This is a genomic window from Micromonospora sp. NPDC049275, from assembly GCF_043197115.1.
Taxonomy (GTDB): Bacteria; Actinomycetota; Actinomycetes; order Mycobacteriales; family Micromonosporaceae; genus Micromonospora.
The window spans coordinates 148,228-162,825 of sequence record NZ_JBICSN010000011.1 but is presented as its reverse complement, the minus strand read 5'-3'; the positions used below and the strand labels follow the sequence as shown (position 1 = coordinate 162,825).

General features: G+C 71.1%; 13 protein-coding genes. 7 read left to right on the top strand and 6 right to left on the bottom strand.

Features of this window, described 5'->3' with window-relative positions:
* Positions 1-209: 209 nt before the first annotated feature.
* Positions 210-1,715 (top strand): endo-1,4-beta-xylanase, encoded by a 1,506-nt coding sequence (locus tag ACGFIE_RS26280; RefSeq protein ID WP_393299342.1) that lies wholly within the window; start codon positions 210-212, stop codon positions 1,713-1,715.
* Positions 1,716-2,027: 312 nt separating this feature from the next.
* Positions 2,028-2,801, top strand: coding sequence for a hypothetical protein (locus ACGFIE_RS26275; RefSeq protein WP_393299340.1), 774 nt, complete (start codon positions 2,028-2,030; stop codon positions 2,799-2,801).
* 128 nt (positions 2,802-2,929) lie between these two features.
* Here ACGFIE_RS26275 and ACGFIE_RS26270 read toward each other — a convergent pair whose 3' ends face one another.
* From ACGFIE_RS26270 to ACGFIE_RS26260, 3 genes are all read right to left on the bottom strand, one after another.
* Entirely contained in the window at positions 2,930-4,039 is a 1,110-nt protein-coding gene (locus ACGFIE_RS26270) for a 3-dehydroquinate synthase II family protein (protein ID WP_393299337.1), read from the bottom strand.
* Positions 4,011-4,850, bottom strand: coding sequence for a 2-amino-3,7-dideoxy-D-threo-hept-6-ulosonate synthase (locus ACGFIE_RS26265; RefSeq protein WP_393299335.1), 840 nt, complete (start codon positions 4,848-4,850; stop codon positions 4,011-4,013). The genes ACGFIE_RS26270 and ACGFIE_RS26265 overlap by 29 nt, the downstream gene beginning before the upstream one ends.
* A gap of 72 nt (positions 4,851-4,922) precedes the next feature.
* The gene (locus tag ACGFIE_RS26260; protein WP_393299332.1) at positions 4,923-6,383 is read right to left on the bottom strand and encodes a multicopper oxidase family protein; all 1,461 of its coding nucleotides are present in this window, start codon (positions 6,381-6,383) and stop codon (positions 4,923-4,925) included.
* 345 nt (positions 6,384-6,728) lie between these two features.
* On the opposite strand from ACGFIE_RS26260, the gene ACGFIE_RS26255 reads away from it, so the two are divergent.
* Together ACGFIE_RS26255 and ACGFIE_RS26250 are read left to right on the top strand one after the other, a co-directional pair.
* Positions 6,729-7,844, top strand: coding sequence for a hypothetical protein (locus tag ACGFIE_RS26255; RefSeq protein ID WP_393299329.1), 1,116 nt, complete (start codon positions 6,729-6,731; stop codon positions 7,842-7,844).
* Positions 7,845-8,144: 300 nt separating this feature from the next.
* Positions 8,145-8,366: a hypothetical protein gene (locus ACGFIE_RS26250; RefSeq protein ID WP_393299326.1), complete on the top strand. Its 222-nt coding sequence runs from the start codon at positions 8,145-8,147 to the stop codon at positions 8,364-8,366.
* A gap of 212 nt (positions 8,367-8,578) precedes the next feature.
* Here ACGFIE_RS26250 and ACGFIE_RS26245 read toward each other — a convergent pair whose 3' ends face one another.
* The 3 genes from ACGFIE_RS26245 to ACGFIE_RS26235 all read right to left on the bottom strand — a co-directional run bounded on the left by ACGFIE_RS26245 (position 8,579) and on the right by ACGFIE_RS26235 (position 11,097).
* Positions 8,579-9,403, bottom strand: a complete 825-nt coding sequence (locus ACGFIE_RS26245) for an ABC transporter permease (protein WP_393299323.1) — start codon at positions 9,401-9,403, stop codon at positions 8,579-8,581.
* A complete protein-coding gene (locus ACGFIE_RS26240) occupies positions 9,400-10,362 on the bottom strand; it encodes an ABC transporter ATP-binding protein (RefSeq protein ID WP_363683745.1) in 963 nt (320 codons plus the stop codon). The genes ACGFIE_RS26245 and ACGFIE_RS26240 overlap by 4 nt, the downstream gene beginning before the upstream one ends.
* A 129-nt stretch (positions 10,363-10,491) precedes the next feature.
* Positions 10,492-11,097 carry a response regulator transcription factor gene (locus ACGFIE_RS26235; RefSeq protein WP_363683747.1) on the bottom strand — a complete coding sequence of 202 codons (606 nt, stop codon included), beginning with the start codon at positions 11,095-11,097 and terminating at the stop codon, positions 10,492-10,494.
* A gap of 287 nt (positions 11,098-11,384) precedes the next feature.
* Here ACGFIE_RS26235 and ACGFIE_RS26230 point away from each other — a divergent pair, with 287 nt between their 5' ends.
* From ACGFIE_RS26230 to ACGFIE_RS26220, 3 genes are read left to right on the top strand one after another with little or no spacing between them, the layout of a single operon-like run.
* Complete coding sequence (locus tag ACGFIE_RS26230; RefSeq protein WP_393299320.1) at positions 11,385-11,576, top strand: hypothetical protein; 192 nt, start codon at positions 11,385-11,387, stop codon at positions 11,574-11,576.
* Between the two features lies 1 nt (position 11,577).
* Positions 11,578-13,836: a TOMM precursor leader peptide-binding protein gene (locus ACGFIE_RS26225; RefSeq protein WP_393299317.1), complete on the top strand. Its 2,259-nt coding sequence runs from the start codon at positions 11,578-11,580 to the stop codon at positions 13,834-13,836.
* A gap of 35 nt (positions 13,837-13,871) precedes the next feature.
* On the top strand, positions 13,872-14,570 hold the full coding sequence (locus ACGFIE_RS26220; RefSeq protein WP_393299314.1) for a hypothetical protein: 699 nt from the start codon (positions 13,872-13,874) through the stop codon (positions 14,568-14,570).
* Positions 14,571-14,598 lie beyond the last annotated feature (28 nt).

Sequence of the window (14,598 nt, the reverse complement as noted above, 5' to 3'; positions counted from 1 at the left end):
CGCGGAGTGCTCACCATCCACCGGGCGGGCCGGGCAGCCTGCGGTGGTCACCGATTCGGGCGCGGCGGGGTTGTCGCCGGCTCGGCGTCACCTGCGGCGTGCTGGTCCAACGGCGAGCGCGGTGCTCCCTTCGCCGGCCGTGCAGCGATCGTCGGGTCTGCGCCTCGCGTCGGCAATGGACCAGACAGAACATCGAGGGGAAAGCACAGATGAACGACGTACCCGCTCAACCGAAACGCCGAACCAGGGGTGCCGCCAGGCTGCTTCTGGGTGGGGCCTGCGCCCTGGCGATCACCGTGTCCTCGATGGCCCTGGCGACCTTCGCCCGCGCCGATCTCAGCGGACCGCCCGGGACCACCCTGAGAGCCGCCGTCGAGCGCAGCGGCCGGTACTTCGGTGCCGCCATGGGTTCGGACCGTCTCACCGACTCGGGCTTCCTGACCATCGCGAACCGCGAGTTCGACATGATGACGGCCGTCAACGAGATGAAGCCCGACGCGACCGAGCCCAACCCTGGCCAGTTCGACTTCCGTCGCGGTGACGCGATCTACAACTGGGCCACCGAGCACGGCATGCGATTCCGTGGCCACACCCTGGCCTGGCACGGCCAACAGCCCAGGTTCTGGGGAAGTCTCAGCGGCAGCGCCCTGCGGGCCGCGATGATCAGCCACATCAACGGCGTCATGGCCCACTACAAGGGCAAATTCGCCTACTGGGACGTGGTGAACGAGGCCTACGCCGAGAACGGCAGCCGGCGGTCGTCGAACCTGCAGGCCACCGGGAACGACTGGATCGAGGTGGCGTTCCGGACGGCGCGCGCCGCCGACCCGAGCGTGAAGCTGTGCTACAACGACTACAACATCGAGAACTGGACGTACGCCAAGACGCAGGGCGTCTACAACCTGATCAAGGACTTCAAGGCCCGCGGCGTCCCGGTCGACTGCGTGGGCCTCCAGACCCACTTCACCGGTGGCAGCTCACTGCCGGGCAACTTCCAGCAGACGCTGTCCAGCTTCGCCGCCCTCGGGGTCGACGTGGCGTTGACCGAGGCGGACGTCACCAACGCCTCGACCAGCCAGTACCAGGGCCTGACCCAGGCCTGCATGAACGTTCCCCGCTGCGTCGGCATCACGACGTGGGGGATCCGGGACAGCGACTCCTGGCGTGGCAGCGAGAACCCGCTGCTCTTCGACCGCAACAGCAACCCCAAGGCGGCGTACACCGCCGTCCTGAACGCTCTCAACGCCGCCTCCACCACCGTGCCGGGCACACCGCCGACGACTGCTCCGCCGACGACCGCTCCGCCGACGACTGCTCCGCCGACGACCGCTCCGCCGACGACTGCTCCGCCGACGACCGCTCCGCCGACCACTGCTCCGCCGACGACTGCTCCGCCGACGACCGCTCCGCCGGGTGCCTGCACCGCGACGTACCGCATGGTCAACAGTTGGAACGGTGGCTTCCAGGGCGAGGTCACCGTGGCCAACAACGGCTCCACCACCCTCAGCGGCTGGACCGTTCGGCTGACGCTGGCCGGTGGGCAGACCATCGCCAACGTCTGGAGCGGCATCAACACCGGCACCAGCGGGACGGTAAGCGTCCGCAACGCCGAATACAACGGGTCTCTCGGCGCGAACGCCTCGACGACCTTCGGCTTCCTGGCCAACGGCAGCAGTAGCGCGGCGCCCAGCGGCCTCTCCTGCACCAGCCCCTGACCGGCGACACGTACCCCTCCGTCGGCTCAGGACGATGATCGGGCCCGGAGCCACCGGCTCCGGGCCCGGTGCCGTCGTGGTCGGTCGGACCCCGAGCACGGCTGCCGACCGACCGAGGCCAACCTCTTCGCACACACCGACTTATCGAGATAGCCGGATCTGACGCGGCCGCGCCGGAGTAGCCCGGATCGCCAGCGGCGCGAGGCCAACCGCGCCGCCGGCGGTGCGAGCGCGAGCATGGCGGCCTCGGCGGGCCGGAAAGTTCCTGCTGGCCCGGCCCCTTGGCGGGGCCAGCCGTCATGGAGGATGACCATGCGCAATCTTCTCGCGGTGTTCAGCGCCGCCCTGGTCCTCGTCGCTACGGCCGGCAGCGTGCCGGCCGCCGCGTCGGGGGCCTCCCCGCCCTCTTGCCCCCGTGGCCTGCTCTTCTGTGAGGACTTCGAGCGACTGTCTCCCGGGGGACCCAGCACGTTGAAGTGGGGCGTCGACACCCGCCACGGCACGCTCACCGTGGAACGTGCCCGCCGGGGCAACCAGGTGCTGCACATCCACACGGTCGACAACGGGCGCGCCTTCCTGCGGGTCGACGACTTCGCCGCGCCGGGCAACCGCTTCTACGGCCGGATGCGTCTGCGCGTCGATGCCTTCCCCACGGCCCCGGACTGGGCGCACTTCACGCTTGTGGAAGCGACAGGCGCCGGCAGCGCGGAGGTCGTCCGTCCGGTCGGGGGCCAGTACGCGCCCACGGTCCCCGGAACCTTCTGGGGGGTCGGCGCCGACGGCGGTCCGACCGGCGACTGGACCAACTGGCGGGAGTCCGCCCCGGTCGCCGAGGACACCTGGCAGTGCTTCGAGTGGAAGATCGACGGGGCGGACAACCGCGTCGCGGTGTGGATCGACGGCGTGGCGAACCCGGAGCTGACGGCCTCCACGAACAACCACGGTGGCAGCGACGTTCCCTTCGTCCTGCCCACCGTCGACACGGTGAAGATCGGCTGGCAGCTCTACCAGGGCGGCACGACACCGGGCGAGTTCGACCTCTGGATCGACGACATCGCCCTGTCGAGCAAGCGGCTCGGCTGCTGACGTGAAGCCCCGGGTGGCTCGAAGGAACCTCGGTTCCGATGGCGACGAGCACCCCGGATCGCCACACCGAGGCGCGCCCCGCAGGCCACTGATCGCCTGCGGGGCGCGCCTCGGTGCGCAACCGTCACTCACTGTTCGCGGCAGAACTCCTCAATGGGGTAGCCGACGTGCCGATCGGCGGTGGGCAGATGGCCCAGGATCCGGTCCCCGGGCTGCAGTTCGGTCGAGTTGAGCACCACCGCGTCGGGCCCGAGCACCCGCACGTGCCAGTCGTCCTGGAGGATCAGGTTGACCGTCTGCCCGTTCGGCGCGACCGCGTCGATGGAGATCAGTGGCCGAGTCTCGATCTTGACTCGGCCGACCGTGACCAGCCGGGTCTGGCCCTTGGTGGTCACCGCGAGCACCTTGCTGCCCGCCTCCAGCTCGCTCAGGTAGTGCGTCCGCCCGTCCGCCGCGACGGTGTACGAGTGGATGGCGCCGGCGTTCACCCGGAACGGCCGGGTCGGCATGTACGGCAGGGGATGCGTCTCGCTGACACAGAGCACCATGCCCTTGGAGTGGGAGCCCACCAGGATCCCCTCGTCCTGCCCGAAGTACGTGCACGTGTCCACGCAGGCACGTTCGCCCATGCCCACGTGCTGCGTCCGGGTGACCTCCAGCTCCACCAGCGGGATCTCCCCGTGCTGGCCGGTCGCCGCGCGACGCAGCGCGGTCGCGTCCCCCACCGAACGGGCAGCCATCAGCACCCCGTCGGAGCCGACCTCCAGCACCCCGAAGAGAATCTCGGCCTCGGGCACGTCGTGGGCCACAGTGACGATCGTCCCCTGGGACTCGGCCGCCGCGGCGAGCACGATCTCCAGCGGGATCTTGGTGGGGTCGCGGAAGTCCAGGACCGCGAGCTCCTCCTCACGGGCCGCCGTACATGCCTCGGCGAGGGTCGGCGCGTCGACGATCTCGACGTACCGACCGAAACGCACACCGGGGTGCGCCTCCTGTTGCGCGGCCCGCTCGACGCTCGGGCCGGGCAGCACCACCGTGTCGGCCTCCCCGAGGTCGTCCGGCAACTCGGCGCCGCGCAGCAGCAGAACCTTGCCCAGCGTCGGGGGCAGGCCCGCGAAGGCCGCCGGGTCGGACGCCACCACGGCGTCCAGACCCTGGTGTACGGCCTCCTCGAGAATGGCTGCGGTAGCCCCGCCTGCTGCCCGAATGTCAAGCCAGCACAGTCTGTTGCCCGTCATGGTGTCCTCCCTCTAGGTCGTCGATCTGTTCCATCGGGTAGCGGTGCACCAGCCGCGCCACCCTGCGCGCCAGCTGCTCCGGGTCATGGGCCTGGAAGAGGTTGCGACCCATCGCCACTCCGGCGGCCCCGCCGGCCAGCGCGTCGGCGACGAAGCGGAGCAACTCGGCCTCGCTGCCCCGTCGCGGCCCGCCGGCCACCAGGACCGGGATCGGGCAGATGCTGGTGAGGTCGAGCATCCCCGCCACCGAGCCGGGGTAGACCGTCTTGACCAGGTCCGCGCCGAGGTCGGCGGCGATGGTGACCGCGTGTGCGAGCAGGGCCGGATCACGGGGATCGTCGATGCGTGGCCCGCGCGGGTACATCATCGCCATCAGCGGCAGGTTCCACCTGTCGCACGAGTCGGCGATCCGGGCCAGATCCTGGATCTGCTGGTGCTCCTGCCGCGAGCCGAGGTTGACGTGCACGCTGACCCCGTCGGCACCGAGGCGGATCGCCTCCTCCACCGCCGTGACGACGTACTTGGCGTCGGGGTCGGGGGCCTGGCTGGTGCTCGCGTTGAGGTGCACGATGAGCGACATGTCGGCGAACCGGTCCGGGCCGATGTGTCGCATGCTGCCCTTGTGCACCACGACCGCGTCGACACCGCCGCCGGCGAGCTGGCCGACGAGCCGGTCGATGGGCTGGCTTGGCGTCACCACCGGGCCGTCGGCGATGCTGTGGTCGACCGGCGCGACGACCAGACCGGCGGTGCTGTGATGGTGCAGTCGGCGTAGTCGCAACGACCGTGCCGAATGGCTGTGTAGTGGCATTCTCATCCTTCCTGTCCCGAAGGTGTGTGGCCCGGCCCGGTCGGCCGGGAGTCTCTTTCGAGCAGGTCAGGATCAGACGACTCTGAATTGGGCCATCATGCCCATCCCGCTGTGGTCGACCATGTGGCAGTGGTAGGGGTAGACACCGCGCCAGGTGTTGAACGTCGCCTGTAGGCGCACCGACTGGCCGGGAAAGATGGTCACGGTGTCCTTCAGGCCGGACTCGGTGGGGTCGGCCGGGTTGGGTCCGCGATCGAGCACCCGGAACTGCACCAGGTGCGTGTGGAAGTTGTGGGGAATGGTGGCGCTCGCATTCGTCACCGTCCATTCCTCGGTGGTGCCCCACGCGATGGTGGTGTCGATCCGGGCCGGGTCGAAGACCTTTCCGTCGATGTACGCCTGGTGGCCCGTCCCCGGCTCGTCCATACGCAGCTCCACCTGCCGCCGTACCGTCGGGGTGGGCAGTGCCGGCAGCGTGCGCAGCCGGGCCGGCACGGCGCTGCGGTCCCGCGCTGCTGCCGGTACGACGTCGAAGCGCATGACCTGGCCGACCTGGTCGGCCGGGCCTGGGCCCATGAGGTTCTCCAGCACCACCGAGCTGCCGGGTGCGTAGCGGGCGAAGTCGACCACCACCTCCAGGCGCTCCCCCGGGGACAGCAGCAGGTACGGCGTGTCGACGGGCGCCTCCAGCAGCCCGCCGTCCGAGCCGATCACGGTGAAGATCCCGCTGTCGGCGAGCCGCAGCAGGAAGATCCGCATGTTGCTGGAGTTGACAAGCCGCAGTCGGTACCGCCGCGCCTGCACCGTGAAGCGGGGCGTCGGCCGGCCGTTTACCAGGATGGTGTTGCGGTTCTCGACGTCGTCCATGGTCCAGACCAGTTGCGCGTCGGCGCCGAAGTGGGCGTCGCGCAGCACCAGCGGCACGTCGAAGGACCCGCGCGGCAGCGGCAGGGCCTCCTCGGTGGCGTCGGTGAGGAGGTAGAGGCTGCTCAGCCCGCGGTAGAGGTGCTCGGCCTCCATGTGGTGGGCGTGGTCGTGCATCCACAGGGTGCCGTGCGGCTGGTGGTTGGGGTAGGTGTAGACGCGCTCCCCGCCGGGGGCGATCGTCACACCGCCGGAACCGTCGTCGCTCGGCGCGGTAGCTCCGCCGTGCAGGTGAACCGCCGTCGGCATGTCGAGCCGGTTGCGCTGCCGGACCACCACGCGGCGACCGGAGCGGGCCCGGATGGTCGGGCCGGGCAGGTCACCGTTGTAGGTGTAGACCTCGGTGCGAGTGCCGGGCAGGATCTCCAACCGGCGGCGGTGCATGGTGACCGAGTAGTAGTCGGTGGTGGCCGTCCGACGGATCGGCCGCAGTGTCTCGGGCACCGTGAGCGGAACGGTGAACGGTGCCGGGACGGAGGCCGGCGCCGCGACGGTGGCCGCCGCGGCGGGCGTGTCGGCCAGCCGATCGGCGAGGCTGGCGAGGCCACCGGTCGCGCCGAGGATGCCCGACGCCGCACCGAGGCGCAGCAACTGACGACGAGTGGACACGGTGGTCCTTTCCTGTAACGGGGTGGAGCGAATTCCGGTGCGTCCGGCGGCCCGGTCCGGGCCATTGCGCCACGCCTTGATGATGAGGCGCGAAAGGCCTTCCGTAAGGTGTGGGCGGCCCGGTCGGGGACACTTGTCATCGTCCCGCTGACGTTCCGTCATGTGCGTTTTTCACAGCCGCACACAAAGCGGGGTGACACTTGTCAGCGGATCGTTTCAAGCACTTTCCCGCGATGCTCGCATGCCCGGATGATCCGAGGCGGAACGGCCGCCGGCAGTCGGCGGAGCCCCTCATCCGAACCGGCACCAGTGGACGGTTTTCGATGCCTATGGGAGGTCATGGAGATGCTGGCTGACGCCGTGCCATCGCACACTGTGGAACTGGACACCACCGGCGTGACCGGTCTGCGCCTGTACACGCGTGGGCCGGTGAGCCTGCCCTGGCTCGCCGACCACGTCGTACCGGTCGCGCGGACCCTCGCCGAGGGCAGTGGACGCATCGTCTATCTCAGGCGGGGCTGGTTGCACGGCCCACACGTGGACATCATCGCGCGGCGTGCCTTCGGGCCGCCGCCGCCATGGCACTCCATCGCCGCGCGGCTCGACGCGGGGCCGCTGGATCCCGCCACCGCACTCACCGAGGAGGTGTACCTGGCGCAGGCGGAGGAGTTCGGCCGGCTGGAGGGGTTGCCCCATCCGTACGGCACCCTGCGGACGCACGGCCTGGTGGAGTTCCTCTGGGCCGCCGGCATGGAGGAGCCCGCGCCGGCGTTCAATCAGCTCAAGGATGTGGTTCGCAGCATGCTCGGCCGGCCGCTGATGCGTCTGGTCGACGAGCTGTCCGCCCACCCCGAACGGGCGACCGTACGCCTCGCCGAGGCGTTCGTCGCGCTCGCCGACACGCACGCCCTCGGCACCGCCTACGGGGCTCTCTCGTTGCGCTGGCACGCGGAGGCCTTCCTGGCCTGGGCGAAGCCGGCCGGCAAGGTCCGGACCACGTTCGCCAATCGTCTCGCCAAGGATGCCGACCAGATCCGGCAGGTGGTCGCCGACCGGCTCGCCGACGCGCCGTCACCGGCCGCGTCGGGCTGGCGGGCCTCGCTCGGCTACTGCGCGGGCGCACTCGACAACGCGGCCGCGAACGGGGTGCTCACCCCGGACCTGGTCGACTCGGTGGGCCCGGACGGTGGGCCGCGGCGGCGCCTCGCCGGCGAACCGGACAGCGACTTCCACCGGGCGGTGGGGGAGTCGGGCGTGGTGGAGTCTCCGTCGCCGTTCTTCGCCTCGTACAGCTTGCTGACAAACCTGTTCTACCAGCAGTTGCCACTGTTGACGGTGTCCCCGCTGCAGCGCTACTACATGTGCCACGCGATCGCGGAAACCGTCGACGACGTGCTGGGAGAGCCCTGGCAGGAGCGACTGCGCAGCCAGCGCTGGAACCTCACCGCCTTCGCCCACTGACCCCGACGCCCGGCCGCCCACCGCACCCGATCCACTGCGCCCGATCCACTGCGCCCGATCCACTGCGCCCGATCCACGGCCTCGGCCGAGGGTCGGGCGCAGTCGCCTGTGCCGGACGACGCGGCCAGGCGGTGTCGCGCGGACGCCCGACCCGCGGCTGGGCAGGGGGTGCTGGTCATTGCCTGTCGAGCTGCCCCATCCGTGGGGCGCGCTGGCCCGGGCGGCGCTGGCCTCGGTCTGCGCCCCGAGGGTGACATCCAGGGCACGACAGGCGGACTGCCATGCGGCGGGACCACGGCCATGCAGCCGGCCACGGGCGTGCAGCCGGCCATGGGCGTGCAGCCGGCCATGGGCGTGCAGCCGGCCATGGGCGTGCAGCCGGCCACGGCCATGCAGCCAGCCACGGGCGTGCAGCCGGCCACGGGCCTGCCCGCCCCACTGGTGGGGCAGCTCGACAGTCACGACGACCAGGCACCGTGCCATCCAACTCACGCCGTCGAGGGATGGTCCGCCGGTGGCTGACCGGCATCGCCCGGCAGGACTGCGGCCAGGGTCACCGAAGAGCATGGTTCATCGTGAGCGCTCCAACCGCGTGAGCACGGCCCGTCCCGCTGACGTGGCGCCCGCGTCGCAGCCGCGCACGAGAACGGCGACGTCCGGGCGGCGAGCTCCGGAACCAGGGCCGGAACTCACCGTCCGGACGCCGCCGAGCTGGCGGGCCGGTGCGGCTGGGATCACTCCGGGCGCGGGTCCCAACGGAACCGACGGACCGCGATCAGGGTGCCCAGCACACCCCAGGCGAGCAGGACACCGTGCTGTTTCCAGTGCAGGCCGTCGCCTGTGGTGAACGCCGACAACAGGGCGTCGTTGAACGGCTTCACGGGCAGCAGCCCAGCCAGGGTGTTCAACGTGTCGGAGTGGATGGGGAAGTAGCTTCCGGAGATGAAGACGAGCGGAAACTGTACGAACTGCACCACCGCGGGCGCTGCCTCGGAGTTGCTGACCAGCGAGGCGACCGCCGCACCCAGGGCGCAGTAGCAGACCGAGCCCAGCAGGAGGGTGACACCGACCGAGGCCCAGTCGGCGGGAACCGGCGCGCCGTACAGCGCACCCACGCCCACCACCAGGACGACGTCGATGACGCTGACCATCAGGCAGTGTACGAGGAGCCCGGCGAAGTAGATCCAGGCCGGCAGCGGGGTGGCGTGCAGCCGCTTGAGCACACCGGTCTGCCGTCGGGCGGCGAGCGCGATGGCGAGCTGGCCGTAGCAGGCTCCGAGCACCGACACGGCGGCGATCGTCGCCGAGTAGTACTGCATGCCGGTGCGGCCGTAGAAGAAGTCGCTGGCCTCGCCGCCACCGAAGACCGCACCGATGATGGCGATGAACGCGATCGGGAAGACGAACGTGAAGATCATGGCCTGCGGGTTGCGCCAGAACGACAGCTGCTCGTACCGGATCTGGTGGAGCAGCACGGCCAGGTCGCTGCGGCGGCGGCGGGACGGGTGGTCGGTGGTCTCGTCGGCGACTCCGACGGCGACGGGATTCAACGTGGTCATGCTGCCCTCCGGTTCCTGCGGCGCTGCCGACGTGACGTGGGCGTGGCTTCGGGCCGGCCGGCGGCGTCGCCGGTCAGGCTTAGGTAGACGTCCTCCAGGGTGGGCTGCTCCACCGCGAGTCGGTGCAGCGGCGTCCCGCGTGCCAGCGCCCAGCCGGTCAGCCGGTGCAACGCCTCGGTGGCGTCGTCCACCTCAAGGGTCACGTTCGTCTCGTCGATCTCGCTGGGGGCGACGGGCAGCTCCTCCGGTGCCACGCCGTCGGGCCGGGCGAAGCGGATCCGGGTACGGGCGGTGTCTCGGCCGCCGATCGTCTCCGGGGTTCCCTGTGCCACCACGCGGCCCGCGTTGAGCACCACGATCTGGTCGGCGAGCGCCTGCGCCTCGTCCATGTAGTGGGTGGTCAGCACGACTGTGGTGCCGAGGTCGCGCAGGCTGCGGACGACCTCCCAGGCGCCGCGGCGGGCGGTCGGGTCGAAACCGGTGGTGGGCTCGTCGAGGAAGAGCAGCTTCGGGTCTCCGATCACGCCGAGGGCGAGGTCCAGCCGGCGCTTCTGCCCGCCGGAGAGGTCCTTCACCTTGGCGTCGCGCTTCTCGTCGAGTCCGACGAGCTCGACCACCTCGTCCACGTCACGGGGGGCCGGGTAGTAGCCGGCGCTGCGGGCGATCGTCTCCCGCACACGCAGGTGCGGTTCCACAGCGATGTCCTGGAGCACCAGGCCGACCCGCTCCCGCAGCCACCGACGCTCGGCCCGGTCGCCCGGGTCACGGCCCAGCACCTCCACGCGGCCGGCGTCGCGGCTGCGGAAGCCCTCCAGGATCTCCAGTGTGGTGGTCTTGCCGGCGCCGTTCGGGCCGAGGAGGGCGACGATCTCCCCCTGCTCGACTGTGAAGCCGATACCGGCCACGGCCTCGTGGTCGCGGTACCGCTTGCGCAGTCCGTCCACGACCAGGGCGCTCATCGGGGGTGCTCCGGTGCTGCCACGGTTTTTCCCTTTCGATTGGTTTTCCAGGACGCTAGAGCGCCCTGCGGCCGGAGAGCGGCGTCGCTGACCGACATCACCGCGGTCCGGGACAGATGTCACCGCCGGTCAGAGCCAGCCCTGCTCGTAGGCGATACGGGCGGCGTCGAAACGGTTGCGCCCCTTGAGCTTGCGCATGGCGGACGAGGAGAGGTTGCGGACCGTCCCGGCGGAGAGGAAGAGCTCCTTCGCGATCTCCTTCACCGAGGCGCCGCCGACGGTGAGGCTGAGGATCTCCCTCTCGCGGTGGGACAGGGCCTGCGCCCGCGCCCCGGGCGGCCCGATCAGGGCCGGATCGATGGTGAGGCAGCCGGCGGCCACCCCGCGCACCGCGCCGACCAGGTGGGACAGGCGCGCGTGTTTCGGGATCACGCTGAGGACGCCCGCCTCCACCGCGCGATCCACCAGGGCTCGGGTGGGCGCGGCGGCGATCAGAGCGACACCGCAGGAGGGGAGTGCCTCGCGTACCTGACGGGCGAGTTGAAGGCAGTCGGCGCCGGCCATCCCCATGCTCAGGATCACGATGGAGGGACGCAGCTGCCGGACCGTGGCGACCACGTGCTGGCCGCCGTTGACGAGACCGACGATCTCGAAGCCCGGGACCGTCCGCAGAGTCTCCGCGAACGCGTCCAGGACCAGAGCGTGGTCGTCACAGACGACAATTCGAATGCTCATTGGGCCACCCCGCTGGTGAGAGGATTCGTCGCTGGCCGGCGTTGCGGAGGCCATTCCGACGTTCCCCAGAAGCATGGCGGCGTGGCCGTGATCGGAACAGTGCGCCGATCCCGAGGCGAACATGAAATTACGCAGCCGGCGAACCTGAAATTCTCATGCCGCGTCGACGTGTGTTTTTCACATCGGGTCGGTGATGTCGGCACTGGTGCGGCCACCCCTTGCAACGACACCATTTTCCCATCGCAGGGCGACCCTGATCCCCTGCCCCACCTGGAACGAGGATCACCATGGCGCACTCATCCGCACCTGACCGCGACTCCCGTGTGGCGGGCACCGCCAACGTCTTCCGCGGCCCGGCCGGTGCGATTTCCGGCCTGCGGATCAGCCAGCACGACGCGTGGACGACCTCCGACACCGCGGCCGCCGCCTTCACCTGGATCTGCCTGGCGGACGCCGCCCACGACGAGCGGGTCGCCTGAGATGACCGGGGTCGCGGAGCCGTCGCTGGTGGGCTTCCGGCGCCACCTGCGTCCGGAGGTGGTCGCCGGTGAGGCGACGTACCTCTTCTCGGAGCACGGTGTGACGGCCGTCCAGGCGGCCCGGATGGAACACCTCACCCCGCTGCTCGACGGCACCCGCGACGTGGCGACAGTGCTGCGGGAGGCCCCGGAGGAATGCGCGGGCCTGGTCCGCGACCTGGCCGAGGCCGGGCTGCTCGTCGCCCGTACGCCCGGTGTCGGACCGCAGGACCCGCGGGCGGTGGCGTACTGGGAGTCGGCCGGGCTGGACAGCGATGCCGCGACCTCCGCCCTGACCGGCGCCGCCGTGCGGGTCCAGGCCGTGGGTGGGGTCGACGACACGGCGGTACGCGAGGCCTGCGCCACCGCCGGCCTCACCCTGCTTACCGGCGAGGGCGCCGCAGACCTCGACGTGGTGCTCTGCGCCGACTACCTCGACGCCGAGCTGGCCGCGGTGAACCGGCGGCAGAGCGAGACGGCCCGGCCCTGGCTGCTGGCTCGCCCGGTCGGCACCCAGCTCTGGATCGGCCCGGTGCTGCGACCGGGTCAGGCCTGCTGGCACTGCCTGGCGCACCGGCTCTGGTTGCACAGGCGGGCCGAGGCGTACGTGCAGCGCGTCCTCGGACGGAACGGGCCGGTGCCCCGCCCCGTCGCCGCCGTGCCGCCGTCGGCCGCCGTCGCCGCGCAACTCGTCGCCCTCGAGGCGACGAAGTGGCTGGCCGGCCACCGCTACGCCGGTCAGCAGGCGGTGTGGACGGTGGACACCCTCACCCTCGACGGGCGGCATCATGAACTGCGGGCCCGCCCACAGTGCCCCTCCTGCGGCGACCCGCAACTGGTCCGCGAGCGCACCCGCCGCCCGGTCACCCCGGTCAGCCGGCCCAAGGCGTCCACCGACGGCGGCGGGCACCGGGCGCTCTCACCGGGGCAGGTGTGGCAGCGGTACGAGCACCTCGTCAGCCCGGTCACCGGGCTGGTCCGGGAGGTTCGCCGGGACACGCACGGGCCGGAGTTCCTGCACTCCTACCGTGCGGGCGCCAACCTGGCCCTGGACGTACGCGGCCTGGACGACCTGCGCCGCGGCCTGCGCAGCGAACACGGCGGTAAGGGCGCCACCGCCGAGCAGGCTCGGGTGAGCGCGCTCTGTGAGGCGCTGGAACGCCAGTCGGGCACCTTCCACGGCGACGAGTTGCGCATTCGGGCCCGCTTCGCCGAGCTGGGCGACGAGGCCGTCCACCCCAACTCGGTGCAGTTGTTCGACGATCGCCAGTACGCCGACCGTGCCGTCTGGAACACCAGGCACTCGGCGTTCCAGTATGTCGGTCCGCGCTTCGACGAGCAGGCCGAGCTGGACTGGACGCCGGTGTGGTCGCTGACCGCCGGGCGGCAGCGCCTGCTCCCCACCGCCCTGCTCTACTACGGCACACCGGCGGAGTCGAGCCAGCGCTGCCTGCGGGCCGACTCGAACGGCAACGCCGCCGGAGCCAGCCTGGAGGACGCGATCTGCCAGGGCTTCTTCGAGCTGGTGGAGCGGGACGCGGTGGCGCTGTGGTGGTACAACCGCACTCGGCAGCCGGGTGTGGACCTCGACGCCTTCGCCGACGGGTGGATGGTCGAGCTGCGGCAGGTACACCGCCGGCTGCACCGGGAGGTGTGGGCCCTGGACCTGACCGCCGACCTGGGCGTGCCGACGTTCGTGGCGCTGTCCCGACGGACGGACAAGCCGGCGGAGGACATCGTCTTCGGCTTCGGCGCGCATCTCGACCCGGCGGTGGCGCTGCGCCGGGCACTGACGGAGGTCAACCAGCTGCTGCCCGCCGTGGTGGAGGTGGACGCGCAGGGGGCCGGGTACGCCTGCGACGACCCGGAGGCACGCCGCTGGTGGGCAGGCGCGACAGTGGCGAACCAACAGTGGCTGAGGCCGAACGACGACATCTCGGCCCGTACGCCCGCCGACTACGGCTACGTCCCGGGCACCGACCTGCGCGACGACATCCGTACGGTGCAGCGGGCAGTGGCGGCGCTCGGCCTGGAGCTGCTGGTGCTCGACCAGACGCGGCCGGACATCGGCCTGCCGGTGGTCAAGGTTCTGGTACCGGGACTGCGGCACTTCTGGGCCAGGTTCGCGCCGGGGCGCCTCTACGACCTGCCGGTCCAACTCGGGCGGGTCGACCAGGCCACCCGGTACGAGGACCTGAACCCCATCCCGATCTTTGTCTGATTCGTTGGCGCGTCGCCGTAGTGAGGAGGGCCCAGGTGAACAGCCACATGTCGTGGCGGCAACCCGGCCGCCAGGTCAGGACGGTAGCACTCTGGTCGTTCCCGGAGGACGTGCTCGTGGAGACCGGCGCTCGGGACGGCAGTGTGCTGCTGCTGACCCGCTGGGGTGAGATCCGGGTGGCCGATCCGGATCCGACGACTGTGGAGTCGCTGCGCCGGATGAGCTTCGGCCCGGTGTCCCTGGAGAACGTTCTCCGGGGTGTCGCGGACGACGGCGTCGAGGACCTGCGTCGCCGGCTGTCCGAGCTGCTGGACGACCTTCAGCACGTGGTGATCCGGTCGGTGGGCCTGGACGACGGCCTCGGTCCGTGGCTGTCTGTCGTGCCGCTGACCCCGCGGGCGGCGTGCCGGGTGACGCCACCACCGGCGGACCGCCCGGTGTGGCTCTCCCCGGCGGTCCAGACGCGCCACGAGTCGGGTGGCCTGACGCTGGAGATCCCCGGCGGCCCGTACCGGGTGGTCCTGCACCGCCCGGACGGCGGCCCGCTGGTCGAGGCGCTGGCCGCGCCGAGCACCCTGGCAGCGCTGACGACGGCCGCCGGACTACCGGCGGCGCTTGTCGACGAGGCGGTCGCGCACCTGCTCGCCACGGGCGTGGCGGTCACCGGCACGCCCGCCGAGCGAGCGGCGGCGACCAGTCTGGACGCGCAGTCCGCGGGTCGGGCGCACGAGTGATGCTGCCCCCCGCTCGGGCGACGCAGAC

Excerpts from the sequence above, each read along its gene's own strand:
- ACGFIE_RS26280 (WP_393299342.1), top strand. The coding sequence starts at position 210 with ATGAACGACGTACCCGCTCAACCGAAACGCCGAACCAGGGGTGCCGCC.
- ACGFIE_RS26275 (WP_393299340.1), top strand. The coding sequence starts at position 2,028 with ATGCGCAATCTTCTCGCGGTGTTCAGCGCCGCCCTGGTCCTCGTCGCT.
- ACGFIE_RS26270 (WP_393299337.1), bottom strand. The coding sequence starts at position 4,039 with ATGACGGGCAACAGACTGTGCTGGCTTGACATTCGGGCAGCAGGCGGG.
- ACGFIE_RS26265 (WP_393299335.1), bottom strand. The coding sequence starts at position 4,850 with ATGCCACTACACAGCCATTCGGCACGGTCGTTGCGACTACGCCGACTG.
- ACGFIE_RS26255 (WP_393299329.1), top strand. The coding sequence starts at position 6,729 with ATGCTGGCTGACGCCGTGCCATCGCACACTGTGGAACTGGACACCACC.
- ACGFIE_RS26250 (WP_393299326.1), top strand. The coding sequence starts at position 8,145 with ATGCAGCCGGCCACGGGCGTGCAGCCGGCCATGGGCGTGCAGCCGGCC.
- ACGFIE_RS26245 (WP_393299323.1), bottom strand. The coding sequence starts at position 9,403 with ATGACCACGTTGAATCCCGTCGCCGTCGGAGTCGCCGACGAGACCACC.
- ACGFIE_RS26240 (WP_363683745.1), bottom strand. The coding sequence starts at position 10,362 with ATGAGCGCCCTGGTCGTGGACGGACTGCGCAAGCGGTACCGCGACCAC.
- ACGFIE_RS26235 (WP_363683747.1), bottom strand. The coding sequence starts at position 11,097 with ATGAGCATTCGAATTGTCGTCTGTGACGACCACGCTCTGGTCCTGGAC.
- ACGFIE_RS26230 (WP_393299320.1), top strand. The coding sequence starts at position 11,385 with ATGGCGCACTCATCCGCACCTGACCGCGACTCCCGTGTGGCGGGCACC.
- ACGFIE_RS26225 (WP_393299317.1), top strand. The coding sequence starts at position 11,578 with ATGACCGGGGTCGCGGAGCCGTCGCTGGTGGGCTTCCGGCGCCACCTG.